Origin of the sequence: Microbacterium halimionae (assembly GCF_011761265.1) — a bacterium.
Classification (GTDB): Bacteria; Actinomycetota; Actinomycetes; order Actinomycetales; family Microbacteriaceae; genus Microbacterium; species Microbacterium halimionae.
The window spans coordinates 1534484-1560858 of sequence record NZ_JAAOZB010000001.1; the positions used below are offsets into that span (position 1 = coordinate 1534484).

The 26375-nt window shown below is 61.8% G+C and carries 23 protein-coding genes; 15 read left to right on the plus strand and 8 right to left on the minus strand.

Annotated elements, in window-relative coordinates; all coding sequences use genetic code 11:
* Window positions 1-30: 30 nt before the first annotated feature.
* The 4 genes from FHS06_RS07040 to FHS06_RS07055 all read right to left on the minus strand — a co-directional run bounded on the left by FHS06_RS07040 (window position 31) and on the right by FHS06_RS07055 (window position 5317).
* The gene (locus FHS06_RS07040) at window positions 31-3693 is read right to left on the minus strand and encodes an SCO7613 C-terminal domain-containing membrane protein (RefSeq protein WP_167047254.1); all 3663 of its coding nucleotides are present in this window, start codon (window positions 3691-3693) and stop codon (window positions 31-33) included.
* A 41-nt stretch (window positions 3694-3734) separates the two neighbouring features.
* Window positions 3735-3953 carry a helix-turn-helix domain-containing protein gene (locus tag FHS06_RS07045; protein ID WP_167047257.1) on the minus strand — a complete coding sequence of 73 codons (219 nt, stop codon included), beginning with the start codon at window positions 3951-3953 and terminating at the stop codon, window positions 3735-3737.
* Window positions 3954-3955: 2 nt separating this feature from the next.
* The gene (locus tag FHS06_RS07050; RefSeq protein ID WP_167047260.1) at window positions 3956-4432 is read right to left on the minus strand and encodes a DUF2975 domain-containing protein; all 477 of its coding nucleotides are present in this window, start codon (window positions 4430-4432) and stop codon (window positions 3956-3958) included.
* Between the two features lie 108 nt (window positions 4433-4540).
* Window positions 4541-5317, minus strand: a complete 777-nt coding sequence (locus tag FHS06_RS07055) for an SGNH/GDSL hydrolase family protein (protein ID WP_167047263.1) — start codon at window positions 5315-5317, stop codon at window positions 4541-4543.
* A 92-nt stretch (window positions 5318-5409) separates the two neighbouring features.
* Between FHS06_RS07055 and FHS06_RS07060 the strand changes: the two genes are divergently transcribed.
* Genes FHS06_RS07060 through FHS06_RS07070 form a run of 3 tightly spaced genes read left to right on the plus strand, consistent with a single transcriptional unit; the run spans window position 5410 to window position 8760 of the window.
* The gene (locus FHS06_RS07060) at window positions 5410-6225 is read left to right on the plus strand and encodes a transglutaminase-like domain-containing protein (protein WP_167047266.1); all 816 of its coding nucleotides are present in this window, start codon (window positions 5410-5412) and stop codon (window positions 6223-6225) included.
* Window positions 6226-6265: 40 nt separating this feature from the next.
* Window positions 6266-7933: an arginine--tRNA ligase gene (gene argS / locus FHS06_RS07065; protein ID WP_167047269.1), complete on the plus strand. Its 1668-nt coding sequence runs from the start codon at window positions 6266-6268 to the stop codon at window positions 7931-7933.
* 14 nt (window positions 7934-7947) lie between these two features.
* Entirely contained in the window at window positions 7948-8760 is an 813-nt protein-coding gene (locus FHS06_RS07070) for an LmeA family phospholipid-binding protein (RefSeq protein WP_167047272.1), read from the plus strand.
* Window positions 8761-8792: 32 nt separating this feature from the next.
* Here the strand turns inward: FHS06_RS07070 and FHS06_RS07075 are convergent, their stop codons facing one another.
* Window positions 8793-10304, minus strand: a complete 1512-nt coding sequence (locus tag FHS06_RS07075; RefSeq protein ID WP_167047275.1) for an MFS transporter — start codon at window positions 10302-10304, stop codon at window positions 8793-8795.
* 107 nt (window positions 10305-10411) lie between these two features.
* On the opposite strand from FHS06_RS07075, the gene FHS06_RS07080 reads away from it, so the two are divergent.
* From FHS06_RS07080 to FHS06_RS07115, 8 genes are all read left to right on the plus strand, one after another.
* Window positions 10412-11059: a TetR/AcrR family transcriptional regulator gene (locus tag FHS06_RS07080; protein WP_167047277.1), complete on the plus strand. Its 648-nt coding sequence runs from the start codon at window positions 10412-10414 to the stop codon at window positions 11057-11059.
* Window positions 11060-11171: 112 nt separating this feature from the next.
* Complete coding sequence (gene lysA / locus FHS06_RS07085; protein ID WP_167047280.1) at window positions 11172-12587, plus strand: diaminopimelate decarboxylase; 1416 nt, start codon at window positions 11172-11174, stop codon at window positions 12585-12587.
* A complete protein-coding gene (locus tag FHS06_RS07090; protein ID WP_167047283.1) occupies window positions 12584-13912 on the plus strand; it encodes a homoserine dehydrogenase in 1329 nt (442 codons plus the stop codon). Before lysA ends, FHS06_RS07090 begins: the two co-directional genes overlap by 4 nt.
* A 1-nt stretch (window position 13913) precedes the next feature.
* Window positions 13914-15011: a threonine synthase gene (gene thrC, locus FHS06_RS07095; protein ID WP_167047286.1), complete on the plus strand. Its 1098-nt coding sequence runs from the start codon at window positions 13914-13916 to the stop codon at window positions 15009-15011.
* Entirely contained in the window at window positions 15008-15943 is a 936-nt protein-coding gene (gene thrB / locus FHS06_RS07100) for a homoserine kinase (RefSeq protein ID WP_167047289.1), read from the plus strand. Before thrC ends, thrB begins: the two co-directional genes overlap by 4 nt.
* Before the next feature lie 167 nt (window positions 15944-16110).
* On the plus strand, window positions 16111-18378 hold the full coding sequence (rho, locus tag FHS06_RS07105; protein WP_310734838.1) for a transcription termination factor Rho: 2268 nt from the start codon (window positions 16111-16113) through the stop codon (window positions 18376-18378).
* 12 nt (window positions 18379-18390) lie between these two features.
* Window positions 18391-19476 (plus strand): peptide chain release factor 1, encoded by a 1086-nt coding sequence (gene prfA, locus FHS06_RS07110; RefSeq protein WP_167047295.1) that lies wholly within the window; start codon window positions 18391-18393, stop codon window positions 19474-19476.
* Between the two features lie 44 nt (window positions 19477-19520).
* The gene (locus tag FHS06_RS07115) at window positions 19521-19952 is read left to right on the plus strand and encodes a hypothetical protein (protein ID WP_167047298.1); all 432 of its coding nucleotides are present in this window, start codon (window positions 19521-19523) and stop codon (window positions 19950-19952) included.
* A gap of 12 nt (window positions 19953-19964) precedes the next feature.
* Here FHS06_RS07115 and FHS06_RS07120 read toward each other — a convergent pair whose 3' ends face one another.
* The 3 genes from FHS06_RS07120 to cysK are packed head-to-tail and all read right to left on the minus strand — an operon-like array spanning window position 19965 to window position 22907.
* On the minus strand, window positions 19965-21383 hold the full coding sequence (locus FHS06_RS07120) for an amidase (RefSeq protein ID WP_167047301.1): 1419 nt from the start codon (window positions 21381-21383) through the stop codon (window positions 19965-19967).
* Window positions 21384-21396: 13 nt separating this feature from the next.
* Window positions 21397-21966: a serine O-acetyltransferase EpsC gene (gene epsC, locus FHS06_RS07125; protein ID WP_167047304.1), complete on the minus strand. Its 570-nt coding sequence runs from the start codon at window positions 21964-21966 to the stop codon at window positions 21397-21399.
* A 2-nt stretch (window positions 21967-21968) separates the two neighbouring features.
* Complete coding sequence (gene cysK, locus FHS06_RS07130) at window positions 21969-22907, minus strand: cysteine synthase A (RefSeq protein WP_167047307.1); 939 nt, start codon at window positions 22905-22907, stop codon at window positions 21969-21971.
* 105 nt (window positions 22908-23012) lie between these two features.
* Between cysK and prmC the strand changes: the two genes are divergently transcribed.
* Genes prmC through FHS06_RS07150 form a run of 4 tightly spaced genes read left to right on the plus strand, consistent with a single transcriptional unit; the run spans window position 23013 to window position 26315 of the window.
* Window positions 23013-23903 (plus strand): peptide chain release factor N(5)-glutamine methyltransferase, encoded by an 891-nt coding sequence (gene prmC / locus FHS06_RS07135; protein WP_167047309.1) that lies wholly within the window; start codon window positions 23013-23015, stop codon window positions 23901-23903.
* A 38-nt stretch (window positions 23904-23941) separates the two neighbouring features.
* Window positions 23942-24676 (plus strand): L-threonylcarbamoyladenylate synthase, encoded by a 735-nt coding sequence (locus FHS06_RS07140; protein WP_167047312.1) that lies wholly within the window; start codon window positions 23942-23944, stop codon window positions 24674-24676.
* Window positions 24673-25836, plus strand: a complete 1164-nt coding sequence (locus tag FHS06_RS07145) for an MraY family glycosyltransferase (RefSeq protein ID WP_167047315.1) — start codon at window positions 24673-24675, stop codon at window positions 25834-25836. Before FHS06_RS07140 ends, FHS06_RS07145 begins: the two co-directional genes overlap by 4 nt.
* Window positions 25833-26315, plus strand: a complete 483-nt coding sequence (locus FHS06_RS07150) for a Cg1360 family ATP-synthase-associated protein (RefSeq protein ID WP_167047318.1) — start codon at window positions 25833-25835, stop codon at window positions 26313-26315. Before FHS06_RS07145 ends, FHS06_RS07150 begins: the two co-directional genes overlap by 4 nt.
* The last annotated feature ends 60 nt before the right edge of the window (window positions 26316-26375 follow it).

Sequence of the window (26375 nt, forward strand, 5' to 3'; positions counted from 1 at the left end):
ACCATCGCTGTGCCGCGGCTGTGCCCTCAGCTACGAGAGGTCGCGCAAGCGTGCGGCGATGCCGGCTTCTTCTCCCGCCCGCCGTTCGTAGCTCACCGCGATGATGAGCAACACAGCGCCAACGATCGCAAGTGTGATCCACCACGGCATCGAGTCGATTCCTCGCCCAATCTGAACAGCAAACGCGAGCACATTCTCGACGGGAAGAACGAAGATGCCAATCAGGAATGGCGCTGCGAGGCGGGCGCGCGCGCCAACCAAGATGCATCCGAGCGCAATCACGATGACGAGGATCGCCCGCCAGGTGAGCGGATCGGTGTAGGTTGCCGCGACCGAGGCGCTCAAGAGTACGACGAGACCGGGAGCGAGAAGCGGCCACGACCCCTGCCATCCGTTTGGCCAGTTCGTCACACGCGCAGGTAGATGAAGCTCTGTCACACGACGACGTAGCGCGAGGGCGCCCGTGGCGAGCAGAAAAGCCCCGAGCGGCAACGAGAACCATTCGACGCGAAGATCGCGCGGACTCCACGCAACGATTGCGGTCGTGAACGAAAGGACGAAAAGAAACCACACTGGCGGCAGGGCAGTCGTGTGCGCGCGCCACGCGACAGCGACCATCGTTGTGAGGAATACGCACATGAGCGCCCACATCGACCAGATCGTGAACCAGTCGCGCTGTATCGCAGGCCACGTGCCCACTGCGACATACAAGAATGCCGGTGCGTACAACCATCGATTTAGCCCGGGTAGAAGAGCGATCGCGGCACCTGCGCGCAGTCCCCGAGCGCAGAGAGCAGCGGGAACGGTGCCTGCAAGAGCAAGCGCGAATGCCAAGAGAATAAAGGGCACAGTGGATGCCGGCGGCACATCGACGCCGAGGCCCCATCGCACCGATTGCACAGCGCCAGCCGCGCCCGCCACTATCCCGATAGTGAAGGTCGGGGCTCGGAGTACGTGCATTCTCTCTCGCCACGGTTCCGGTATTTTTGTTGCGGTCGAGGCGAGAGCGGCCAACAGCCACGCGGTTGCAACGAGTCCATAGGCTCGCCATGGCGTGACGCTTGAATCCTGACCCAACGCGAGCACGCCGAGGATCGGTACTACCGCGAGAGAGAGCCCGCTCGTATAGAGGGCTCTCGAAGAATGCCCTCGAGCGGTGAGAACGGCGCCCACTGTTGCCATGCCGAGTGCGGGAGGGATGAGATATGGCTCTACAGCGAAGACGTTCGCAATCGCCCAACCACACCACAGCGCTCCGGTAAACGCCGCGCCGGAGACAGCCCAGGCGTACGTTCGACCACCGCTATACGCCGCGATCGCTGTTCCGACGCCGAGGATGAGAAGCACGACGAGCGCTGTCGAAGTGCCCGCCGCACTGCGAGTGAGAGACAGGAGCACCGTGAGTGCTGCGGTCAGGAGAGCAGAGCCTTCGATGGCGAGACCGACCCACTTCGCATCGGCGCGGCCGGCACGTTTTTCGATGGCAACACGTATTTGCTGCGTGAGTGCCAGGGTTACCGCGACAATCGTTGCAATGACCGGAAGCACGACTGGCGACCCACTTGTCACGAGCAGCTGAGCACCAAGGCAGACAGCGACGACGGCGAGCGACGGCACAAGGGCTGCCGCGGCCGCCACACGAATGAGGCGGCTGAGACCAGCACGCCTGGTCGCGACGAGTGTGAGCGCGAGGAGGAAGATCACTCCCGTGGAGAGTGCTGTCCATCCGCTGCGCTCAAACAAGACTTGCGCAACTCCCGTCACGAAAAGCACCGAGGTGACGATGAGAATCGCGTACCACGCGCGCGGCTTTACGCGAGAACTGAAGGTCGCAGCAATTGCTCCCACGCCACCAACGGTCGTTGTCACGCAGAAGACGGCAATTGTTGCCATGCCGGTGAGCTCGAGAGCCGCCGCAAGTACGACGAGTGCGTACGCGTAGCCGATGCCGACATGCATGAATCGGAACGCTGCGGGAAGTGCCCGCCCGAGCAAAGCGAGCGCGACGATCGCCACCACCCCCGCGCTGATCGCCGTGACCTGGCTATTCCACGACCACACTGTGGCCAACAAGAGTGCGAGATGAGCGCCGACGAAGGCGGGGAGCCGCGCGCCAAACGAGATGGCTGCCGCGATCGCTCGCGAAGAAAGCGCGATGCCAACCCCGCACGCGAGCACAAGGGCAGTGATGATGCGCTGTTCTCCTGCAACGGCGGGAGTGCACAGAAGCGTCAGTGCAGCCAGCGTGGCGGTCCACTGCCCAATTGAGCGCAGCCGTCCGATGTTCACGACCGCCGGGACGCTGAGCACGCGACGTGCGACGCGCTTCTGCATGCCCGGAAGAACCCACAAACCTGCGGCGAGCGAAGCAAGGCCGAGGGTGGTCGAGGTCACCATGGCGGAGGTGAGGCCTGCTGAATCGCCGCGCACGAAGAGCGCAGATATTCCAATGATCGCCGCCACCACCATGCTGGGTGCCGAGACGATCCCCACGACAATGAGCGCTCCCGCGAGGACAACGCCACGCTGCGCGGTGGGCGGAAGTGGAATGCCTGCGGTGAGCAGAAGCATTCCTGCGACGGCGCTCGCCGGCAGAAGCGCCACGTACCAGAACAATGAGTCAGGAGGAAAAAGGCTGAAGAACGCAATCGCTGCGAGCGGCATGGTCGCGGTACCAGCTACTCCAGAAATGAAGCCCCACATGGCGCGCCCCGTGTGCACTGTCGACACCAACGCGAGCACAGTGATGGCGCCGCAGGTTGCCGCGCAGGCGGACCACATCGCAGTGCCAGTGCCAGTGCCAGTGCCGATGTTCGTGACTGTGACGAGTGCGGCCGCGATGGCCAGTAGCTGAATTGTGGTCAGCGTGAAATCTTCCGGCCGCAATTCGTTTCCGGCGGCTCGAACCAGGCGAGGAAAGCACTGGAGGAGCGCAAACGCCGCTGCCGCCGTCGTCAACCATCCGAGGGTTGATCCAACCTCGGAATCATGAGCTGCGCCGAGCATTGCGGGCACGAAAGCGAGCGCTGTCAGCGCCGACCACAGCCATATCCGGATGCGGAACTTTACGGCCAAGGCAAGACTAAGTGCACCGCCGAATGTGGTGCTCACACCGATGAATACCCACTCGCTGGTAAGCGGTGTCGCGAGAGATGCTGTGGCGAAAACATCGAGCGCAAGAAAGAGAATCGCCAGCGCCCCGACAGCTTCGGCCGAGAACTGCAGTCGCCGCCGAGAGAGCCCCCGTGCGCCTAATGCGAACAGCACGGTAGTTGCACCCACGATGAGATTGCGAACGGCAGCGTCTGACAGGTCTTCGTTAAAGAACGTGAAGACGATCGCCGCTATTGCGACGAGCGCTGCCCCAGCGACGGCGAGCACAGATTGCAGCGTCGCGCTCGCACCCTCGGGTTCAGGGAGCGCCGCCGCATCCGGTTGTCCCGGAGCTGGCCGAGCTACCGGAGTTACCGATGCTTCGAGTCCGCGAGTCTGCGGGGCGATCGGCACGTCAGCAATCAGGCGCTGGCGTTTCGAGAGCAGGTCTGCCGCGGCGCGCGAGGCATCCCAAATTTCGGCGCCGATAGCTCCCGTGAAATCGGATCCGCAGACAGTGCATCGTTGTTCGTAGACGCTTACGCCCCCGCACACCGGGCAGGTCTGGTTATCGCGCAGCTTTTGCAGTGCGATGTCCACCCATGCAGCCGCCGGGGCTGGCGCGGAGGCTCCCACTGCCATCACTCACTGCCGTCTTCCGGCACCCACACCAGGATGTCTCCCGGTTGGCAGTCGAGCACGCGACAGATTGCTTCAAGTGTCGTGAACCGAATTGCTTTGGCATGCCCGTTCTTGAGCACGGACACGTTGGCTGGAGTTATGCCGATTGCTGCCGCGAAGTCAGACACCGACATTTTCTTCTTGGCGAGCTCGACGTCGAGATTAATGACGATAGGCACTTTTACACCACCTCGGAAAGGTCGTGTTCGAGCTGAGACGCTTTTCGCAGGAGCCCGCGCAGCACAACGATCAAGAGTGAGAGCCCTGCGCCGACGGCGATACCCAACAGGAGAAGTAGCGTGATCGAGGCGGTCATGAATCCGGTGAGACTGAGTGCCACGAGTGCAACAACGACAAGTGCGGTCGCTGTGACGACGGCGCCAAGGCTCACATCGACATCGGGAAACGCCGTCTCGCTGAAAATGGCATCTTCGCGAACTAGTGAAAGCAACCGCCACACGCAGATGAGCACGACTTCTACGCAGATCAAGAACGCGATGCCGACGATTGTGCCGGGGATTTCAAAATACGCGATATCTGAATAGCGCACTGCTGACTGCGCGGCGACAGCAGGAACAACGAAAATCTGGCACGTCACGAGCAGGCCAAGAAGGATCGTGATGAGGGTCTTAAGGCATAGTACTGTCGTCCGATGCATGAGCTACCTATCGATATTCGGTATGCAGATATCGATAAACAATACACAAGTGCGCTGAAATGTCGAGTGCGTATTGCGGCTTGCGTCGCAGTTCGCGACGCCACCGAGCTACTGAGCGGGTGCGTTGACGCGGAAGGTTGACAGGGCTTCCGCCACACGTTCAGCAAGGTAGGCGTGACCGGCAGTCGTGGGGTGGTCACGCCCGGTCGCACTCGTGTCGATGACCCACGAGTAGTTCGCCGGAGTGATCCACGCTTCTTGTACGGGTGAGATGTACGGCCATCCGCGTTCGGCGGCAAGCTGCGCCAGGTCGTTATCGATGCGTGCGGTTGCCTTCTCGACCGGCAGTACCTGAGGCGCCGGGCCCAAAATGACGATCGTGGCATCTGGATAGATCGACGCGATCGTGTCCCACACCGTCGTAACGGCATCCGCATAGCCATCGCTGCCGAGTTTGCGGTCGTTGATCGACCCCTGCACGATCACGAGGTCGGGGGAGAGGGCGGGATCGAGCTCCTGTGCGCGTTCAACGAACGTGCCGCCATCCAGCCCGGTTTTCAGGTATCCGCTCCCGCGAACGCCATCGACGATGGTCTCGCCCTCCAAGAGGTCTGCGAGCACATACGCATACCCCTCGTCGGGTGATGTCGCGGCAGAGCCGTACGTCCAGGAGTCACCAAAGACCAGCACGCGAGGGTTTTCGGGCAGCTCCAGTCCAGCAACGACGCCGGTGCTTCCAGCCGATCCCGCGTCGGCCCGGCTCGTTGGGGCTTCTCCCGCCCAGGGTCGCCAGAGCGCCGTAACGGCGACAAGAGAAACTGCGCACGCAAGGGCGAGCAGAACGGCGAGATTACGCGGTATTCGGCGGGACACTACTCGAGACATCACAACGAGAGTACGTCGCTCTGCGGGAGGAGAGGTCTTCGAGCCCAAACTCATATGATCTCGTGTCTTTCTGAGCGTGCGAGGATAGCTCGGTGCAGCGCGCAGTTACCTCAGAAATTGACCTCGATGTGAGAGCGTCAGTCGACCTCATTTTCTCGATCACGGCAGCACAGCAGGTGCCCGCGGTGAGCGAAGAGCTCACGTTTATTCAGGGCGATCGTCACTACATGCCCACCGAGATTGTCGATAAATCTGGCTCTCGGCTGCACAGGTTTACTGCTGAGCCTGGGCTACTACAGGTGCGCTACGCGGCGACGATCGACGGGCACACGGCAAGTACGCATACGAGCGATCTTGAGGCCATCACGTACCTGCGGCCGAGTCGGTACTGCCAGTCCGACGAGGTATTCTCGCAAGCGCGTCGGCAGTTCCAGGGACTCGTTGGTGAAGATCTTGTCCGCGCGGTGACCGACTTCGTCTCGGCCAGCGTCACCTACACTCCCGGACTGAGTCTCGGAACAGACAGCGCCGTCACTACTTTGATGACCGGTCAGGGCGTCTGCCGCGACTATGCGCACGTCGTGATCGCCCTGTTGCGAGCGATGGACGTGCCCGCGCGCTACGCCGCCTGCTACGCGCCGGGCCTCGAACCCATGGACTTTCACGCCGTCGCCGAGGCATATCTCGACGGATGCTGGTACGCGATCGATGCCACTCGCCTCGCTGACCGGCGCTCACTTGTGCGCATAGCGACGGGGCGCGACGCCGCGGATTGTGCCTTCTTGAGCTTTCACGGCGGCGCAGTCAATCTCGACCACCTTCGGGTAGATGCACGGCTCGAGGGCGACGAGACGTCGGCCGAAATGGCAACGAGTGATGACTTTGTCTCACTTGTTCCACTCTCGTAGCCAGGACGTGTGCGGCTGCCGACCGTAAGATGGTCAGGCTATGGATCCTGAAGCCCTCTCTGCCGCTCTGCTCACCGTCATCCGCCCGCTTGCCGAGGCGCGACGTGAGGGCTCGACCGCGGAATTGACTGCCGCCGATCTGGTGCTTGATCGCCCGAAGAACCGCGATCATGGCGACTGGTCTTCGAACGCCGCAATGAAGCTCGCCAAAAGTCTCGGTGCCAACCCGCGCGAATTCGCCGCTGAGATTGCTGCAGCGCTCGCCGATACCCCGGGTATCAGCAGCGTTGAGGTTGCGGGCCCTGGCTTCATCAACATTCGATTGGATGCCGCGACCGCAGGTGCACTTGCACGCACGATCGTCGAGGCAGGGGCCGCATTCGGTACCAACTCGTCGCAGCACGGCAACAGCATCAACCTCGAGTTTGTCAGCGCGAACCCCACCGGCCCGCTGCATATCGGTCACACCCGCTGGGCAGCTCTCGGTGATGCGATCGCTCGTTTGCTGCAGGCTTCGGGTGCGACACTCGTCCGAGAGTTCTACGTCAACGACGCTGGCGCGCAGATGGATCGGTTCGGCGCATCGGTCATTGCGGCGCTCACGGGAGCACCCACGCCTGAGGGTGGCTACGGCGGGGCGTACATCGCGGAGCTTGCCCGCCGCGTTCATGCGAAGCGTCCCGATCTGCTCGATTTGCCGACCGATGAGCAAATAACGACAGCGCGCGACCTGGCATATGAGTTTCAGCTGGGCGAGGTGCAGGCATCCCTCGCCAACTTCAACGTGAAATTCGACGTGTGGTTCAGCGAGCGCGTGCTGCACGCGAAGGGCGAAGGTGCGGGCCCAAGTCTTGTCGACGAGGCTGTTGAGCGCCTGCGTGCCCAGGGGCACGTCTTCGATCAAGACGGCGCGGTGTGGGTACGAACAACCGACTTCGGAGATGACAAAGATCGCGTCATTCGTCGTTCCAATGGCGAGTACACCTACTTTGCTGCCGATGCTGCCTATTACCTCAACAAGGGTGATCGTGGCTATGCCCACAAGATCTACCTGCTCGGGGCTGACCACCACGGCTACGTCCACCGTCTCAAAGCCCTCGCTGGTGCTGCCGGTGATGACCCCGAAAAAGACATTGAAGTGCTGATTGGTCAGTTGGTTTCGGTCAACGGAGCACGGCTGTCAAAGCGCGCTGGCAACATCATCGAGATGGACGACCTTCGCGAATGGCTCGGTACCGACGCGCTGCGCTATTCGCTCGCGCGATACCCCGCAGACTCACCACTCACGCTCGACCCCGAGTTGCTGCGAAAGCGCACGAACGACAACCCGGTCTTTTATGTGCAGTACGCCCATGCGCGCACGCACAACGTGGCTCGGAACGCAGATTCGGCTGGCGTTGACCGCTCGGTTTTCGCACCTGAGCTGCTCGACCACGAGAGCGAGTCGGCTCTACTCGGTGCCCTCCAGGAGTTTCCCCGCCTTGTCGCGTTCGCGGCCGAGGCGCGCGAGCCGCACCGAATTGCCCGATATCTCGAAGAGCTCGCAGCTCTATACCACCGCTGGTACGACAGCTGCCGCGTGACGCCTCTGGGTGACGATGCCGTCACCGACGTGCACCGCACTCGCCTGTGGCTGAACGACGCAACAGGTCAGGTGCTTCGAAACGGGCTTGACCTTCTCGGCGTGAAAGCGCCCGAACGTATGTAACAGGGGAGTCCCACATGACCGGTGAAATGCAGCCCACGCTTCCGCTTCCGGGCGATTGGGAGGACGCCGCGCCCCAACGCCGTCGGATGTGGCCGTGGGTGGTTGGCGTCGGCATCGTCATCGTATTGATCGTGGTGGCCTGGTTCGTGGGCGAAGCTGTGGCACGCGACCTCGTGACGAAGTCGATCAGGCAGACGGTGATCAGCGAGCTCTCGCTACCGGCGGACCAACAGGTCAATGTCGAAGTAGAAGGCACGATTCTTCCGCAGCTGATCGTCGGATCGCTTGCCTCGGTGCACATCGACTCTGACGATGTGACGGTCGGTCCGGCGACGGGAGACGTCAGCGTCGATCTGCTCGATATTCCGATTCGAGGCGAAGGCACAATCGGCGGCGGAGCAGGAACAGTCACATTCAGCGAGGATCAGCTTCGTGCCCTGATGGCTACCGTCGACGGCTTTCCCGCGGAATCGCTCGGACTCGATGATCCCGACGTCACCATTTCGACTGAGCTTTCTTTCTTTGGTGCGAGTTTTGCGCTCGGAGTTGCGCTCACCCCGAGCGCCGCCGATGGCGAACTCGTGCTCACGCCCTCTTCGCTGCAACCCGGTGGCGTTGAGATCACTGCGGGAGATCTTCAAGCGCGCTTCGGTTCGCTCACCGACGGGGTTCTGCAGGATTGGCGTGTGTGCGTTGCTCAGTACATTCCTGCGGCGATCACTCTGACGGATGTGTCCGTCGTTCGTGCCGACGTCGTCGCATCATTCGAGATCGACCCCAGCGTCGCAACGGATGCTGCCATGCAGGGGCCGGGCACGTGTTCCTGAGACGTCGTCACGGCGCCCCAGGAACACGTAAGTCAGCCCGCGATGACAGGTTCTGCAGTGAGGTTGTCGTTCGATGCTGCGTCGTCGCTTCGTCCGGCGTTCCCCTTGCGGCGAAACACAATAGCCGCGATCACTCCGCCAAGTAGGAACAGCCCGGCGCCCCAGCCATAGGCGATGGCGTAGCCCGCCACCGCGCCGCGTGCGGCCAGATCAGCGGTGTCAGCGTGTGAGGCGATGAAGTCGGCTGTCGCCGTGGCCGCGATCGTGTTGAGCAGTGCTGTACCGATCGATCCACCCACTTGCTGGCTCGTGTTCACCATCGCTGAGGCGACACCGGCGAAGTGACGATCTACTCCGAGGGTTGCCGTCTGCATTGAGGCGGGCATGATCGAACCCATCGCCAGCCCGAGCAGAATCAGAGCGGGCAGCACATTTGCCGCATAGGTACTGTCGAGCGTCAGGCGAGTCAACAGCAGCATGCCCACGACGCCGATGGCCATGCCGAAGGGCACCATGAGCTTCGGGCCGAATCGTGGGAGGAACAGGTTGGTCGACAGCTGAGCTGCGAGCACGAGCATCACAATCATCGGTAAGAACGACAACCCAGTTTGAATGGGGCTGAACCCGAGCGATGACTGCAAGAAGTAGGTCACGAACAAGAAGATGCCGAACATGCCCGCTCCAGCGATGAGGATCGAGCTGTACGCGGCGGCGCGGTTGCGGTCTTTCACGATAACGAGAGGGAGCAACGGGTGGCTGGCCCGGCTTTGCCACCACACGAAGCCTGTGAGCAATACGCCCGCTGCCGCGAGTAGTCCCCACGTCCAAGGCGACTCCCACCCTTCTGTCTCGGCGTTCGCGAAGCCGTAGACGAGTGAAAAGAGTGCCCCGGAGACAAGTATCGTTCCGGGAACGTCCAGCCGCGGTCGCGCGCCCGTGCGTTCGATCTTTGTCACGAACAACATCGCTCCAACGATCGCGACGATGGCAATGAACACATTGATGTAGAGGTTCCAGCGCCAGTTGAGCTGTTCCGTGAGCACGCCACCGAGAAGAAGGCCGAGCGCACCGCCAGCGCCGGCGATTGCGCCGAATACGCCGAATGCGCGAGCGCGCTCTCGCGGGATCGTGAACGTCGTTGTCAGCACTGCGAGCGCCGTCGGTGCGAGGAGTGCACCGAATACGCCCTGCAGGGCGCGCGCAGCAACAAGGGTTCCGAAGTCGGGTGCCGCGCCACCAAGGGCCGAGGCTGCCGCGAAGCCGATCAAGCCGATGATGAATGCACGTTTGCGGCCGATCAGGTCGGAAAGGCGGCCACCGAAGAGCAAAAGGCTCCCGAACGCGAGCGAGTAAGCCGTGATGACCCACTGCCGGTCGCCGTCGGAGAATCCGAGATCGGCTTGGGCAGAGGGGAGTGCGATGTTGACGACGGTCGCGTCGAGCACAACCATCAACTGGGCAATACCGACGGTGACGAGTGTCCACCATCGTCGAGAAGATGTGGGGGTGAGGGGAGGTGGCGTGGCCACGGCATCCTGAGTCATGAGAGTGACTATATACGAAACTCAATAGTTTCGGATCTGTCAAGTTTCAGAACTGGAAAGTTCTCAATACAATAGGATTTCATCGAGACAGATTGGAGTCAGCAGCGATGGAGCCGCTCGACCTCGAAGAGACCAAAGAGCACCCCCCGAAGCTCGGACGAAAGCGCGATCACACGCGCGACCCTGAGATTCTGCAGGCCGCTCTCGACGTGCTAGCTGAGACCGGCTACGACGGGATGACGGTAGATCTGGTCGCAGCTCGTGCTCGCGCCGGAAAGGCGACGCTCTATCGGCGTTGGCCGTCCAAGGCAGAGCTCGTCGTCGATGCTGTCGCCTGCATGAAATCGAAGGATCTCGATCTGAATGCGCTACCCGACACGGGTACTCTTCGCGGGGACTTGGTCGCGATGATCAAGACGCCGACGATGGCCGAAGCAGAGCGAAAGCTGCACGTCATGGCAGGCCTCGTCTCGATGATCGCCCGCGCGCCGGAAATGCAGGAAGCGGTTCATGCCGCCATCGTCGAGCCGCGCGCGCAAGCTAACCGTGTTCTGATTCGTCGTGCGATCGAGCGTGGCGAAGTGGCGCCCGACATCGACATAGAGATGGTCTCTATGGTTGCGCCCGCCATGGCGGCATATCGCGTACTCGTGATCCGAAAGCCTGTCACACGCGAATTCCTCCTCTCCGTGATCGACGGAGTGGTCCTCCCTGCGGCGACAGGAACTCCTGCTGCTCTCGCCGCCCACGCCTAAGCCGCGCCTCGCCGTGCCCTAGACTGGCGTCACGCGCGTGAGTGCACCGCAGGGCCCGAGCCCGCATATTTGTGTGTCGCCGCGCAGCCGCTCCCACCGATTGGTTTTCCCTGTGTCCGCGTCGCCTGACTCCGCTTTTGTGCCGTCGTGGCTCGCGAAGCCCGCGGATGCGAATGACTTATCGCCGCTGGTGTGGCCAGCATCTGCAACGCGTGATGATGACGGCATCCTGGCTATCGCCGGGGTCTCGACCACAGCGCTACAGCGCGAGTACGGCACACCACTCTACGTTCTCGACGAAGACGAAGTGCGCATGCACGCGCGTCGCACCCGAGCAGCATTCGAAGATGCCGCGGCCGCATATGGCGTCTTTGCTCGCGTCTATTACGCGGGCAAAGCTTTCTTGTCGACCGAAGTGGTTCGTTGGGTCACCGAAGAGGGCCTAGCGGTCGACGTCTGCACCGGCGGCGAGCTCGCTGTTGCGCAGGCAGCAGGTGCAGATCCTGCGCGCATCGGATTTCACGGAAACAACAAGAGCGTCACTGAACTCACGCAGGCTGTCCACGCGGGTCTCGGTTCTATCGTGATTGACAGTCGCGATGAACTTGAACGGCTTATCTCCATCGTTTCGGGTACCGGCGCCACACAATCGGTGCTGGTGCGTGTCGTGAGCGGAGTACACGCCGAAACCCACAGCTTTTTGGCAACGGCGCACGAAGACCAGAAGTTTGGCTTTCCGCTGAGTGATGCTCCCGCGGTTGTCGCGCGCATCCGCGAGGTTGCAGAGCTCAATTTCATTGGTTTGCATTGCCATATTGGCTCTCAGATCTTCGGCACTACTGGTTTTGCCGAGTCGGCAGCTCGTCTTGTGGCCACTCATGGGGAGCTGCTCGCCGGGGGAGACGTTCCGGTGATGAACCTCGGCGGTGGCTTCGGAATCGCGTACACGACGGCGGATGACCCCACTCCGATCGAAGATCTCGCGCGAGGCATCGTCGACGCCGTTGCCGAACAGTGCACAAGCCGCGGCATCCCGATGCCCAATCTCGCGTTTGAACCGGGCCGTTCCGTGGTCGGGCAAGCAGGCGTCACCCTCTACGAAGTGGGCACCATCAAGCCTGTGCAACTCGACGGCGGGAACACCCGCACCTACGTCAGCGTCGACGGCGGCATGAGCGATAACGCGCGCACCGCTCTCTACGAAGCGAACTACAGCGCTCGAATTGCCTCGCGCACGAGCGACGCCGACTCGACAGTTGTGCGCGTAGTCGGCAAGCACTGTGAGTCGGGCGATATCGTCGTGGACTCCGAATATTTGCCGGGCGACATCGCTCCGGGGGATGTGCTGGCCGTTCCTGCGACAGGCGCGTACTGCTTTTCTCTTGCGAGTAACTACAACTACGTCACTCGACCCGCCGTTGTTGCCGTCCGCGATGGTCGCTCTCGGGTGATAGTCCGTGGTGAGACCATTGATGATCTCCTCGCCCGCGACGTCGGCGTCGTGGCACCGAACGGAAGGAACGCATGATCGATTACCGCCGCCTCCGAGTTGCCTTGTTGGGTGCCGGGTCCGTGGGCTCCCAAGTTGCTGCTCTTCTCATCAAGCACGGCGATGAACTTGCTGATCGTGCGGGCGCTGGTCTTGAACTTGCCGGGATTGCAGTGCGCGATCTCGATGCACCTCGAGAGACCGATCTGCCACGCGAGCTGTACACGACGGATGCCGAAACTCTCATCATGGGCGCCGACATCGTCATCGAGCTCATGGGCGGAATTGAGCCTGCGCGCACCTACCTGCTGCAGGCGATCGGCGCTGGAGCGGACGTTGTCACAGCCAACAAGGCGCTGCTGGCCACGCACGGTACCGAAATCTTCGAAGCCGCCGACCAGGTTGGAGCTCAGGTCTACTACGAGGCCGCGGCAGCGGGTGCGATTCCGATCATTCGCCCATTGCGTGACTCTCTGGCTGGCGACCGGGTGCAGCGCATCATGGGAATCGTCAACGGCACGACCAACTACATTCTTGATCGCATGGACACCGAGGGCGCCGAATTCGCCGATGTGCTCGCCGATGCGCAGCGCCTTGGGTACGCCGAGGCTGACCCGACTGCTGACATCGAGGGATACGACGCTGCGCAGAAGGCTGCGATCCTCGCGAGCCTCGCCTTCCACACGACAGTTCCGCTCGATGCAGTTCACCGTGAGGGCATCACCCACATCGACGCATCGATGATCGAGTCCGCCCGCAAGGCAGGTTTCGTCTTGAAACTGCTCGCTGTGTGTGAGCGTCTGGTGGGTCAGGAAGGTAGCGAAGAGTCCGGGGAAGCCATCTCGGTGCGGGTGTATCCGGCTCTCGTACCGCGCGCTCACCCGCTTGCAAGCGTGCACGGCGCGAACAACGCGGTATTCGTTGAAGCCGAAGCCGCAGGAAACCTCATGTTCTATGGGGCAGGAGCGGGCGGTGTGCAAACCGCATCCGCTGTTCTCGGCGATGTCGTTTCAGCTGCACGTCGTCACGTCGCAGGCGGTGTTGGCGTCGGAGAATCGACGCTCGCAAACCTTCCCGTGGTCGAAATTGGCCGCGTGGTTACGCGATATCAAGTGACCCTCGAGGTGGATGACCGCCCGGGTGTGCTCGCAACCGTCGCCGGCATTCTTGCCGATGGAAACGTCTCGCTCGCGACCGTTGAGCAGACAGTAATTGACCCCGAAGGCCAGACGCCCGGCAGTGCGCGTCTGGTGATCGGCACACACAGCGCACGAGAAAAAGATCTCAGCGAAACCGTTGAAAAGCTCGCATCGAGCGGCGTGGTTGAACGCGTCGTATCGGTTCTGCGGGTGGAAGGAGACTGACATGGCACACGTCTGGCGCGGAGTTCTTCGCGAATATGCTGACCGATTGGGCGTCACCGATACCTCGACAGTGGTGTCACTCGGCGAGGGCGGTACGCCCCTCATCCACGCCGCAGTGCTCTCGCAGCGCACCGGCGCTGACGTCTGGGTGAAGTTCGAGGGAATGAACCCCACGGGTTCGTTCAAAGACCGCGGCATGACGGTTGCGCTTTCGCGCGCCGTTGAGCACGGCGCAAAAGCCGTCATCTGTGCGTCAACCGGTAACACCTCTGCATCCGCAGCGGCGTATGCCGCTCATGCGGGTATCACCGCCGCAGTGCTCGTTCCCGAAGGCAAGATCGCAATGGGCAAGCTCAGCCAGGCTGTGGCTCACAACGGTCGCCTCATTCAGATTCGCGGAAACTTCGACGACTGCCTCGAGATCGCGCGCGAGCTCGCCGATAACTACCCGGTGCACCTGGTCAACTCGGTCAACCCCGACCGCATTGAGGGGCAGAAGACCGCGGCATACGAAGTTGTTGAGCAGCTCGGAGACGCGCCTGACTTCCACTTCATTCCCGTCGGCAACGCCGGAAACTACACCGCATACTCGCGCGGCTACCGCGAAGAGTACGAGCGCGGTATCTCGACCCGCATCCCGCGGATGTTCGGCTTCCAGGCCGAGGGTTCCGCGCCTCTCGTGCGTGGCGAAGTTGTCAAGCACCCCGAGACCATCGCGAGCGCTATCCGTATCGGCAACCCGGCATCATGGGAGCTCGCTCTGCAGGCTCGCGATGCGACAGACGGCTGGTTCGGGGCGATTGACGACGAGCGCATCCTCGCGGCACAGAAGTTGCTCGCATCGACCGCCGGAGTATTCGTTGAGCCCGCGTCGGCGATCAGCGTCGCAGGCCTCCTTGATCGCGCTGACGCCGGAAAGATCCCTGCTGGCTCTCGCGTCGTGTTGACGGTCACCGGTCACGGGTTGAAGGATCCGCAGTGGGCACTTCGTCAGCCTGACGGAACTGATGTCACCCCGACGGTCGTCGATGCAACGACGAGCGAAGTTGCGTCGGTGCTCGCACTTACGCGTGAGTCTGTTCCGGGGACTTCGGCGTGACAACTGGGCGCCGCGTCGCGGTGCGGGTTCCCGCGACCAGCGCGAACCTCGGACCCGGCTTCGACACCCTCGGCCTTGCAGTCAGCGTGTACGACGAGCTCGTCGTCACCGAACTCGACTCCGAGCGAGTTGAGGTTGAGGTCGAGGGCGAGGGGGCACTTGAGGTGCCCCGCGACGCGTCGCATCTTGTTGTCCGCGCAATGGCGCATGCGTTCGAGAGCGTGGGCGTCCGGATGCCGGGCGTACGGCTTGAAGCGAAGAACGTCATTCCGCACGGCAGGGGACTGGGTTCCAGCGGCGCTGCAGTGGTGTCGGGGCTTCTCGCGGCGAAGGGACTTCTGCAAGGAACCGTTGATATCGGTCCCGAAACCCTCTTGAAGCTCGCTACTGAGCTTGAAGGACACCCCGACAACGTTGCGCCAGCGCTTTTCGGCGGGCTCACGATCGCGTGGGTGGACGAGACCGGTCCACAGCACAAGAAATTGCTGGTGCACCGCGGTGTATCGCCACTTGTTTTCGTACCCGAGTTCACAATGTCGACCTCTGTCGCGCGGAGCTTGCAGCCGCTGCAGGTGTCGCGCGAGGACGCTGTCTTCAACGTGTCGAGGTCGGCACTCTTGATCGCCGCTCTTACCCAGAGTCCCGAGTTGCTGCTCGCTGCAACCGAAGACAAACTGCACCAGAGCTACCGTGCCGCTGCCATTCCTGAAACGGACCGGCTCGTGCGAACGCTTCGTTCCGAGGGCTTCGCCGCGGTGGTCTCTGGGGCAGGTCCGAGCGTTCTCGTTCTTGCGGACGGACCGGGTCGGCGCCTCGAGGCTGCGAAGCTTGCGGCATCGGTCGTCGACACTCCGTGGGAAGCACTCATGCTTGCCGTCGACTTCAAGGGTGGTACAGTGAGGGGCGCGGAGGGTGCCACGTTTGACACGTGAATCTGGCCTCCGTCGCAAATCTGCGAAACCCGCACAACCCTGCAGCCGGACCCTGAGCATCTCAGGCATCTGAGAACGCTCCGGCCCTAACTGTCTCAGGGAAACGCCTGTCTATGGCGGCGTCCCGTGCGGTTCTTAACCACTACACGTTTGACAAGGGAGAACTCGTGGAGTCCATCTCCGAGATCCACACCGCCGATTCGAACGCTGAAGAGCGTCCCGAAACGACCGAAGCTGCCGCAGGCAGCACGACCAACCAGGATGCCAACGCTGGCACGCCGGCCGCTGATGCAGCTGATGCTGCGCCTAGCGAAGCCGCACCGGCCAAGGCACCGCGAAAGCGCGCACCGCGTCGGGCGAAGAGCGCGGATGTTCCAGCTGATGCTGCACCAGCCGACGCCGCTTCAGCCGACGCCGCTTCAGCACCCGCTGAGGCTCCCGCTGCGGCCGCCACAATATCGGCTGCTGACGCAGCTGAGCCGGCAGCTCCAGCCGAGCCCGCAACTGCGGATGCCGATGCGCCGGCCGCGAAGGCGCCTAAAGCTGCGCCGAAGCGTCGCCGTCCGACGAAGGCTGAGAAAGCGAAAGCTGAAGCCGAAGAGGCAGCGGCGAACGGTGCCAGCGCAAGCGATGACGTCGCAGAAGCCAGGAGCGCTTCTCCGACCGATTCGAAGGCTGATGCATCCGAGAGCAAGGCTGATTCTGCTGAAAACGCAGCTTCGACCGAGACTTCTGGTGAAGCGGCTGCGTCGACCGAGGCTTCGTCTTCGAACGAGAGCACCGGCGCGAAGGCGAACAGCGGGCGCGCGGCTTCGGCGCGTGAGCGCGCTGCAGCTCGGCGCGAAAAGGCTGCGGCCGAAAACGACAGCGCTCCTGCTCGCGGCGAGAACACCACAGTGCAGAACGAGAACAACTCGGCTAAGAACGAGAACAACTCGGCTAAGAACGAGAACAACTCGGCTAAGAACGAGAACAACTCGGCTAAGAACGAGAACAACTCGTCGAACAACCTTGACGACAACCGCTCGGACCAGAACGACCAGAACGACGGCGGCGAGAACACCGGTCGCGGACGCAACCGCAACCGCAACCGAAACCGCAACCGCAACGGCCAGAGCCAGAATGGCCCGAGCGATAACAGCTCCGCGCAGCCTGCCAACTCTGATGACGACCAGTCTCAGGGCAATGGTCGCGGGCGTCAGCGCAACAAGCGTCGCGGTCAGAGTGACGATGAGTTCGAGACCGAAATCGGCGAGGACGACGTGCTCATCCCGATCGCGGGAATCCTCGATGTGCTAGACAACTATGCGTTCGTTCGCACGACCGGGTACTTGCCCGGACCGAGTGACGTCTACGTCTCATTGGGCCAGGTCAAGAAGTACAACCTCCGTAAGGGCGACGCCGTTGTGGGTGCCATCAAGCAGCCGCGCGAGAACGAGCAGTCGAGCCGTCAGAAGTACAACGCGCTCGTCAAGGTCGACTCGATCAACGGTCTCTCGACTGAAGATGCGGCGACTCGCGTCGAATTCGGCGACCTCACCCCCCTGTACCCCCAGGAGCGTTTGCGTCTGGAGACAGCGCCCGAGAAGCTCACTCAGCGCATGATCGACCTGGTGGCCCCAATCGGCAAGGGTCAGCGCGGCTTGATCGTTGCGCCCCCGAAGGCCGGTAAGACCATTGTTCTCCAGCAGATCGCTGATGCGATCGCGAAGAACAACCCCGAGGTTCACCTCATGGTCGTTCTGGTCGACGAGCGCCCCGAAGAAGTCACCGACATGCAGCGGAGCGTTCGCGGTGAGGTCGTGGCATCCACGTTCGATCGTCCCGCCGAAGATCACACCACTGTCGCTGAACTCGCTATTGAGCGCGCGAAACGTCTTGTCGAACTCGGCCGCGATGTCGTCGTACTCCTCGACTCGATCACTCGACTCGGCCGCGCCTACAACGTTTCGGCACCGACCAGCGGTCGTGTGCTCAGCGGTGGCGTGGATGCTGCAGCGCTTTACCCGCCGAAGCGTTTCTTCGGTGCGGCACGCAACATCGAAAACGGTGGCTCGCTCACAATTCTTGCTACAGCACTCGTCGAGACCGGATCTAAAATGGACGACGTCATCTTCGAAGAGTTCAAGGGCACTGGCAACAGCGAACTGCGCCTGTCGCGCCAGCTCGCCGACAAGCGCATCTTCCCGGCAGTGGACGTTAACGCCTCCAGCACGCGTCGGGAAGAGATGCTGTTGTCAGCAGACGAAGTGAAGATCACGTGGAAGCTTCGTCGCGCACTGGCAGGTCTTGACCAGCAGCAGGCTCTCGAAGTCGTGTTGGGCAAGCTCAAAGAGACTCAGTCCAACGTCGAGTTCCTCGTGCAGATGCAGAAGTCGATGCCAGCGCCTGTCGCCGGCGGATCTTCGCACAGCCACGAGAACAGCATCCGCTGACGCGGGAACGCGGTGTTTGAATCAGTTCAGTCCCTCATCGACGAGCACAAAGCCGTCCAAGAGGAACTCTCCGACCCTGCAGTTCACGCTGACGCTGGGCGCGCCAAGCGGGTCAACCGGCGCTACGCCGAGTTGTCACGAATTGTGCACGCGTACGACGAGTGGTTTTCGACATCCGAGGATCTCGATGCCGCGCGTGAGCTTGCAAAAGAAGACGACGCGTTCGCTGCTGAAGTGCCGGGGCTCGAAGAGCGCCTGGAACAGACGCAAGAGAAGCTGCGGCGCTTACTGATTCCCCGCGACCCTGACGACGCTCGTGATGTGATCATGGAGATCAAAGGTGGTGAGGGTGGCGCTGAAAGCGCCCTCTTCGCCGCCGATCTCCTGCGTATGTATCTCCAGTACGCCGCCTCAAAAGGCTGGAAGACGGAGATGCTCGAGCGCACCGAGAGCGATCTTGGTGGTTATAAAGATGTACAGGTCGCGATCAAGGGATCGTCGACGGACCCATCACAGGGGGTGTGGGCTCATCTCAAATACGAGGGCGGCGTGCACCGTGTACAGCGCGTGCCCGCGACAGAGTCGCAGGGCCGCATTCACACATCGACCACCGGGGTGCTTGTGTTCCCCGAGGTCGATGAGCCCGAAGAAGTCGCCATCAGCAGCAACGATCTGAAGATCGACGTCTTCCGCTCATCAGGACCGGGTGGCCAATCGGTCAACACGACTGACTCTGCGGTTCGCATTACGCACCTTCCGACGGGCATCGTTGTTTCGATGCAGAACGAGAAGTCTCAGCTGCAGAACCGTGAAGCAGGTATGCGCGTGTTGCGGGCGAGGCTCCTGGCGCGACAGCAAGAAGAGCGGAATGCGGTCGCCTCAGACGCCCGCAAATCGCAGATTCGCGGCATGGACCGCTCTGAGCGCATCCGCACGTACAACTTTCCCGAGAATCGCATCGCAGATCACCGCACCGGCTACAAGTCGTACAACCTCGATCAGGTGATGGATGGCGCTCTTGAACCTGTGGTTGCTACGTGCATCGCAGCTGACGAGGAAGAACGCCTCGCCTCGATCGGCAGCGACGACTCGCAGTAAGCCGCGCTCAACGCGAAGATTCGTAAGACGCTACTGTCGGTGACGTGGTTACATTCCTGATTCGCTCCGTCATCTTCATCGCGTCCGCAGCGGTCGGTCTGATTGCGGCCGATCTCATCCTGCCCGGCTTCACGATTGACTGGCGCAACTGGTGGCCGCTCGTACTGTGCGTCTTAATATTCGCAGTCCTTCAGAGCGTGCTCGCGCCCTGGATCGCGGGCGTCGCTCGACGCAATGCCCCGGCTCTTCTCGGCGGAATCGGCATCATCTCGACCCTGGTGTCGCTGATCATCGTCGTGGTCTTGCCGATTGGCGGGATCGAAATCGGCACGCCCTACGTGCTCACCTGGATTCTTGCACCGGTGATTGTGTGGGTGGTGACGGCGCTTGCGACGCTATTGCTGCCGTTGCTGCTTCTGCGTGATGCAGTGAAAGATGCCGAGCGCGATGAAAAGAAAGCCAAGAAGAAACGCTAAGACGCGCTTTCTTTACCAACTCGGCGGATGCAGCAACGCGCCACGCTCGCGCTCCAGTCGAGCAGCCGTGGCGAGAATCGCACGCTCGCCACCCGGCTTGCCGATGAGCTGCACGCTGACGGGGTGGCCAGCTGCATCCGTCGTGAGCGGAAGCACGATGGCCGGTAAGCCCGCCACATTGACGAAACTGCTGTACGGCGCGTACTTCACCTGCTGTGCGAAGTTTCGCTCGGCATCGACGGGGTCGTACCAGCCCACGCGACGCGGCGATTGTGCGAGCGCGGGAGTGAGCACGACGTCGTAGTTGCTGAAGGCTTTGATCGTTTCTTGTTCAAAGCGGGTCGCGGCGGCGAGAGACTCAAGAAGCGCGACGGCGCTCAGTGAGCGTCCTTCACGAACGAGCCACGCCGTGATGGGCTCGACCAGTGACAGATCGTCCTCTGACAGCGGGATGCGCGCGGCACTTGCGCGCCAGAGGGTTCGAAACATCGCAGCGTAGCCACGCGGCTGCCACAGCATATTGCTGACGGCATCCCCAGAGTTCGTCAGTAGGTCCGCCGCGTGCTGCACTGCAGCGCGTGCGTCAGCATCGAGAACAATGTCTTCGTCGTCGTCCCAAGGCGATACCGTCGTCACGCCCACGTGGAGCTTCGCGCCTGCATCGATTGAATTCGTTGCGCTCGTGAACGGCGAGCGGTCACGCGCCCCGGTGGCGTAGCTATACGGTTGAAACCCTGTCATCGCATCGAGGAAGAACGCGGCATCCGCTGCCGTTCGAGCGATCGGACCCGTCACCACGAGCCCACCCGGACCGTCGAGACCGGAACCAAGCGCAAGTCTGCCGCGAGAGGGTTTGAGGCCGACGACACCGACGGTGGCTGCGGGTATGCGAATTGACCCGCCTCCGTCCGATGCGGGAGCAAACGGTAGGAGTCCAGCAGCGACGGCTACCGCGGCCCCGCCGCTTGAGCCGCCGGCTCCGTTCTTGGGGTTCCACGGGTCGCGCGCTGGGGGAGCGACGCGAGTCTCGGTGTAGCCGGTCAGGCCGAACTCCGGTGTGTTGGTTTTGCCAAGACTGATGGAGCCGGCTTCGTCGAGCGCAATCGCCAACGGATCGGACTGCGCGGGGACGTATCCCTCGCGTGCTTTCGAACCGTAGCGAGTGGGTACGCCCGCGCGCGCGACAAGATCCTTGTCGGCGAGGGGTAGTGCCCAGAGTGCACCGCGTGAACGGTCCTCGTCTGATGACCCATCAAGATGCCTTGCTCGCGCGCGAGCAGTCGAGGCAGTGATCTCGGTGAACGCCCCGAGCGTGTTGCCGCTGGCTTCGATGCGCTTCAGGTAGTGCTCGACAAGCTGGGAGGGCTGCAACGATCCCGCTCGGACTACCGCAACGAGTTCCTGCGCCGATAGCTCGTGCAACTGCGTCATACCGGCGCGTACCTCAGATGTGATATTCCGGGGCCATGAGAAGCGATCGAGTGTCGTCTGAATCACGACGAATTCGCGCTCGCGCTGGCACTCCGACGAGAATCGAACCTTCCGGAGCGTCTTTCGTGACCACGGCGTTCGCGCCGACGACACAGCCGGCACCGATCGTGATTGGTCCCAGCACTTTCGCGCCGGCACCGACCGCGACACCATCGCGCAACGTGGGATGCCGTTTGCCGCCGTTTCGCTGCCGACCACCGAGCGTCACGCCGTGGTAAAGCATCACGTCGTTGCCGATCTCAGCCGTCTCGCCAATCACGACCCCCATGCCGTGGTCGATGAAGAAGCGTCGACCAATCGTTGCACCAGGATGAATCTCGATGCCCGTGAGCCAACGCGTCAGCTGAGAACCCGCACGCGCGACGAAACGAGCTCCACGCTGCCATAGCCAATGATTTACCCGATGCGCCCAAAGTGCATGCAGCCCGGGGTACATGAGCGCAATTTCGAGGTTGCTCCGTGCAGCCGGATCCCTCAGCTTTGCGGCAGCGATGTCTTCACGGACGTGTGCCCATACCGCCACCGCTAGTCCTCTTTGAGGTCTGCGTACAACGGCGTCGAGAGGTAGCGCTCTCCAAATGAAGGAATGATGACGACGATGTTCTTGCCCGCAGCTTCGGGGCGGGCTGCCACCTGAAGTGCGGCCCAGACCGCTGCGCCACTCGAGATACCGACGAGGATGCCGTCGCGGGTGCCGACGTCGCGGGCGGTTGTAATCGCATCGTCGAACTCGACGTCGATGACCTCGTCGATGATGTCCTGGTCGAGGATTTCGGGGACGAAGTTCGGTCCGATACCTTGAATCTTGTGGGGTCCGGGCGTGCCCTTGGTGAGCAGTGGTGAGTCGGCCGGCTCTACGGCGATGACCTTGACTCCGGGCACACGCTCCTTGAGGACCTGGCCAACACCCGTGATCGTGCCACCGGTGCCGATTCCTGCGACGAAGTAGTCGACCTGCCCAGCGGTATCGCTGAGGATCTCTTCGGCGGTTGTGGCGCGGTGGATTGCGGGGTTCGCTTCGTTGGCAAACTGCTTCGCGAGCACAGCGCCCGGGGTCTCGGCAGCAATCTCTGCAGCCCGAGAGACAGCGCCCTTCATGCCGAGCGACGGCTCGGTGAGCACGAGCTCTGCGCCATATGCCTTAAGCAGCATCTTCCGCTCCTGCGACATCGAGGAGGGCATCGTCAAAATAACTCGGTAGCCACGTGCCGCACCCACCATCGCGAGGGCGATTCCGGTGTTGCCGCTTGTTCCTTCAACGATCGTGCCGCCGGGCTGCAGTTCGCCAGACGCTTCTGCGGCGTTGACGATTGCAACGCCGAGTCGGTCTTTGACGCTCGAAGCCGGGTTATAGAACTCGAGCTTGGCAAGAATGTTGCCTTCGACGTCTTCGGCGACGCGATTGAGTCGTACGAGGGGAGTGTTGCCAAATGCTGTCGTGATGTCGGAGTGAATGCCTGACATGCCATGCCTTTCGCGGGGAAGTCTCAACGGTCCACCAGCCTAGGCGAGCATTCCGAGGCCATCGCCAAATATGACAAATCCTGCCGGTTAGGCTTGACGCCGATCATGACCGATTCTTCTGACATCCCCCACAGTTCTCTCTCACTCGCCACGGCCGTGCGCCGTGCGTCCGACGCGCTCGAGAAGGCTGGCATCAACGACCCGATGGTGGATGCTGAACTTCTCGCAGCACACGTGCTGAAGACATCACGTGGCGGCGTGCAGTCAGCAATGGTGCGAGGAGAAAAGATCGCCGGCGAGCTGCAGCAGCTCTTTGAAGACGCAATCGATCGTCGCGCTCGGCGTGAACCACTGCAGCACATCACGGGGACCGCGCCTTTTCGCCATGTAGAGCTCGCTGTCGGCCCTGGAGTTTTTGTGCCTCGACCAGAAACCGAGCTGTTGGCGCAGATAGCTATCGACGGGCTTCAGTCCGCGGCGTCTCCGGCGCCGATTGGTGTCGACCTTGGAACAGGTTCGGGTGCGGTAGCGATTTCTATGGCCGCCGAAGTGCCGCATGCTCAAATATTTGCCGCTGAGAACTCTGTGGACGCGTTTATCTGGGCTCGACAGAATGCCTCGAAGCTGGCACCGGACAATCTTCGTCTCGCATTCATCGACCTTGAACACGCATTTCCAGAGCTCAACGGCACTGTGAGTGTTGTGGCATCCAACCCGCCGTATGTGCCTGACTCGGCGATACCGCGCGACCCAGAGGTGCGCAGGTATGACCCGCCGCAAGCGCTCTACGGCGGGCCCGATGGTCTCGACGTTGTGCGCACCCTCAGCATCGTGGGGATGAGGCTCGCTCATTCAGGCGGCATGATTGCGATCGAGCACGGTGAATGGCAGGGTCCGGAGGTCCGCTCGATCCTGGCGGATGCCGGGTGGCGCGCGACAGCGACCCACCCTGACCTCACTCTTCGTGACCGTGTCACGACAGGGCTGCGTCCATGAGCGAAGAAATAGCGTGCCGCCGGTAGACTGTGGCCGTCATGTCATCCCTCTTCGACTGCCGTGACGACGCCCAGCTGCTAGCCGGTATGCGTCGGGCGCGACAAGCCATCGCTCGCGGCGAGCTCATTGTCGTGCCAACCGACACCGTCTATGGCGTTGCCGCTGATGCATTCAGTCCTGCTGCAGTGGCCCGATTGTTGGCAGCGAAAGGTCGTGGTAGGCAGTCGCCTCCTCCCGTCCTCGTGCCCGGAATCAATACTCTGCGTGCGCTCGCGTCGGAGGTCCCCGAGGCGGTTGAGCGGCTCGTCGAAGAGTTCTGGCCCGGCGGACTGACCATCGTGCTTCCAGCGCAGCCTTCGCTTTCATGGGATCTCGGCGATACCCACGGCACTGTTGCAGTTCGGATGCCAGCCCACCCGATGGTGTTGGAACTCCTCGAAGAGACCGGCCCCTTGGCGGTATCGAGTGCCAACCTCACCGGAAAAGCAGCAGCGATCGAAGCAGCAGATGCTGAGAAGATGCTGGGTGAGAGCGTTGCCGTTTATTTGAATGACGGGCCGTCGACGACGGGAATTCCCTCTACGATCATCGATGCCACCGGTCTCGCGCATGGCGCGGAGCGAAAAGTGCGAGTGCTTCGCGAAGGGGTCGTCGACCGTGACGCACTGCGTCGTATTCTTGGCGACCTGCTGGAGGCAGACCCGGGAACGGAAGACACCGCACCCGACCGCGATCAGGGCGACGATGCCCAGGCAGCGGGCGGCGGCGCGTGAAGCAATACCTGCTGATCACGATCATCACAGCGCTTGTGACGCTCTTTTTTTCTTGGGCTGTCTGGCGACTGAGTCTCAGATACAAGCTCTATCCCGCGATTCGTGAACGAGATGTACACAAAACCCCGACGCCGCGGCTCGGGGGAGTTGCGATGTTCCTCGGCGTGGTCGTTGCGTTCGCTGTGTCGTCCCAGCAACCATTCTTTTCGATCGTTTGGGCACACCCGCAACAGGTTCTGGCGATTCTTGCTGCGACCCTCGTCATCGTGTTGATCGGTGTAGCTGACGATCTGTGGGATCTCGACTGGATGATCAAGCTCGGCGCACAATTTCTCGCCGCCGGAATCATCGTCTGGTTCGGTGAACTCCAGATTTCTTCGCTACCCATCGGGGGCATGACGGTCGGATCGAGCTGGATGAGCCTGATCCTCACGATGTTCGCCATCGTTGTCGTGATGAACGCTGTCAATTTCATTGACGGCCTGGATGGGCTTGTGGCCGGCGTTTGCCTCATCGCGAATGGAATCTTCTTCGCGTACTCATACATCCTCGTCCGCGACACCGGAGCGAGCACGTACTTCAACCTCGCTTCACTCATCGCCGTCGTACTCGTGGGTGCCTGTCTCGGGTTCCTGCCGCTGAACTGGAGCCCCGCAAAGATGTTCATGGGGGATTCGGGCGCTCTCATGTTGGGCCTGTTGATGGCGACGAGTGCTATCGCGATCACTGGGCAAATAGAGCCGGCAATGCTCGACCCCGACCAATTCGGTCGCTCTCAACTGCTCGGTGCTTTTATCCCGATCCTTCTTCCGATTGTCGTCGTGCTGTTGCCGCTCCTTGATTTTGGGCTCGCCGTCATCCGGAGAGTGCGCGCGGGTAAGTCGCCCTTCTCTCCCGACAGGAAGCATCTTCATCACCGCATGCTCGACATGGGTCACTCCGACCGGGACGCTGTGCTGATCTTCTACGCATGGACCTCGATCGTTGGTATCGCTGTGCTGCTCATGTACATTGCGACGAAACTTGACTGGTACGGCGAATACTGGATTGGCGTCGCCTTCGGTGTCGTCGGTATTGCTGCTTGCCTCGTCGTCACACTTTTGCCTGCCCGCCGCTCGAACGCTATAACCCGCCTCGAGCCGACGAAAGACGCTCCATGACTCCTGAACCCGATGCCGCCCGCTCAGTAACAAGCGCACCGCTCCTGCGCGCGACCCTCGCCTGGTCAGGCGGTGTAGCAGTAGTGCTCGCTGTCGTCGCCGGAATCGCTGGCTTTGTCGTCTCGGGTACGGATGGCATGTGGAGTGGACTCGTCGGCGTGATCGTCGCGACGGTATTTCTCGGGATCACCGGGGTCAGCATCCTGATTTCAAACCGTTGGTTCGGAGACCCGCTCTATGTGCCGATCTTCTTTGCCATTGTTCTCGGCGGTTGGATTTTGAAGCTCATCATCTTCATCGTCGCCCTCGTCATTCTGCGTGGTCAGCCGTGGGTTGATCCGACGGTTTTCTTCGTTGCGCTTGTCGTAAGTGTGATTGCCGCACTCGCAGTTGACGTCGTAACTCTCGCTCGGATGCGTGTCCCGCGAGTAAATGTCGCCCTACCTACATCTGCCGATGAGGGCGAGAAGACAGATTGAGGGCCGCAAGCGCCACTCAGACGCCCCGAGTTTGATAGGCTGAACATGCGACCGCCCAGC

What these genes read in the sequence shown, in the direction of transcription:
- FHS06_RS07120 (WP_167047301.1), bottom strand. Translation starts at nt 21,383, where the DNA reads ATGACGCAGTTGCACGAGCTATCGGCGCAGGAACTCGTTGCGGTAGTC.
- FHS06_RS07070 (WP_167047272.1), top strand. Translation starts at nt 7,948, where the DNA reads ATGACCGGTGAAATGCAGCCCACGCTTCCGCTTCCGGGCGATTGGGAG.
- FHS06_RS07055 (WP_167047263.1), bottom strand. Translation starts at nt 5,317, where the DNA reads ATGTCTCGAGTAGTGTCCCGCCGAATACCGCGTAATCTCGCCGTTCTG.
- prmC (WP_167047309.1), top strand. Translation starts at nt 23,013, where the DNA reads ATGACCGATTCTTCTGACATCCCCCACAGTTCTCTCTCACTCGCCACG.
- thrC (WP_167047286.1), top strand. Translation starts at nt 13,914, where the DNA reads ATGGCACACGTCTGGCGCGGAGTTCTTCGCGAATATGCTGACCGATTG.
- FHS06_RS07090 (WP_167047283.1), top strand. Translation starts at nt 12,584, where the DNA reads ATGATCGATTACCGCCGCCTCCGAGTTGCCTTGTTGGGTGCCGGGTCC.
- FHS06_RS07075 (WP_167047275.1), bottom strand. Translation starts at nt 10,304, where the DNA reads ATGACTCAGGATGCCGTGGCCACGCCACCTCCCCTCACCCCCACATCT.
- argS (WP_167047269.1), top strand. Translation starts at nt 6,266, where the DNA reads ATGGATCCTGAAGCCCTCTCTGCCGCTCTGCTCACCGTCATCCGCCCG.
- FHS06_RS07050 (WP_167047260.1), bottom strand. Translation starts at nt 4,432, where the DNA reads ATGCATCGGACGACAGTACTATGCCTTAAGACCCTCATCACGATCCTT.
- FHS06_RS07080 (WP_167047277.1), top strand. Translation starts at nt 10,412, where the DNA reads ATGGAGCCGCTCGACCTCGAAGAGACCAAAGAGCACCCCCCGAAGCTC.
- FHS06_RS07150 (WP_167047318.1), top strand. Translation starts at nt 25,833, where the DNA reads ATGACTCCTGAACCCGATGCCGCCCGCTCAGTAACAAGCGCACCGCTC.
- FHS06_RS07140 (WP_167047312.1), top strand. Translation starts at nt 23,942, where the DNA reads ATGTCATCCCTCTTCGACTGCCGTGACGACGCCCAGCTGCTAGCCGGT.
- cysK (WP_167047307.1), bottom strand. Translation starts at nt 22,907, where the DNA reads ATGTCAGGCATTCACTCCGACATCACGACAGCATTTGGCAACACTCCC.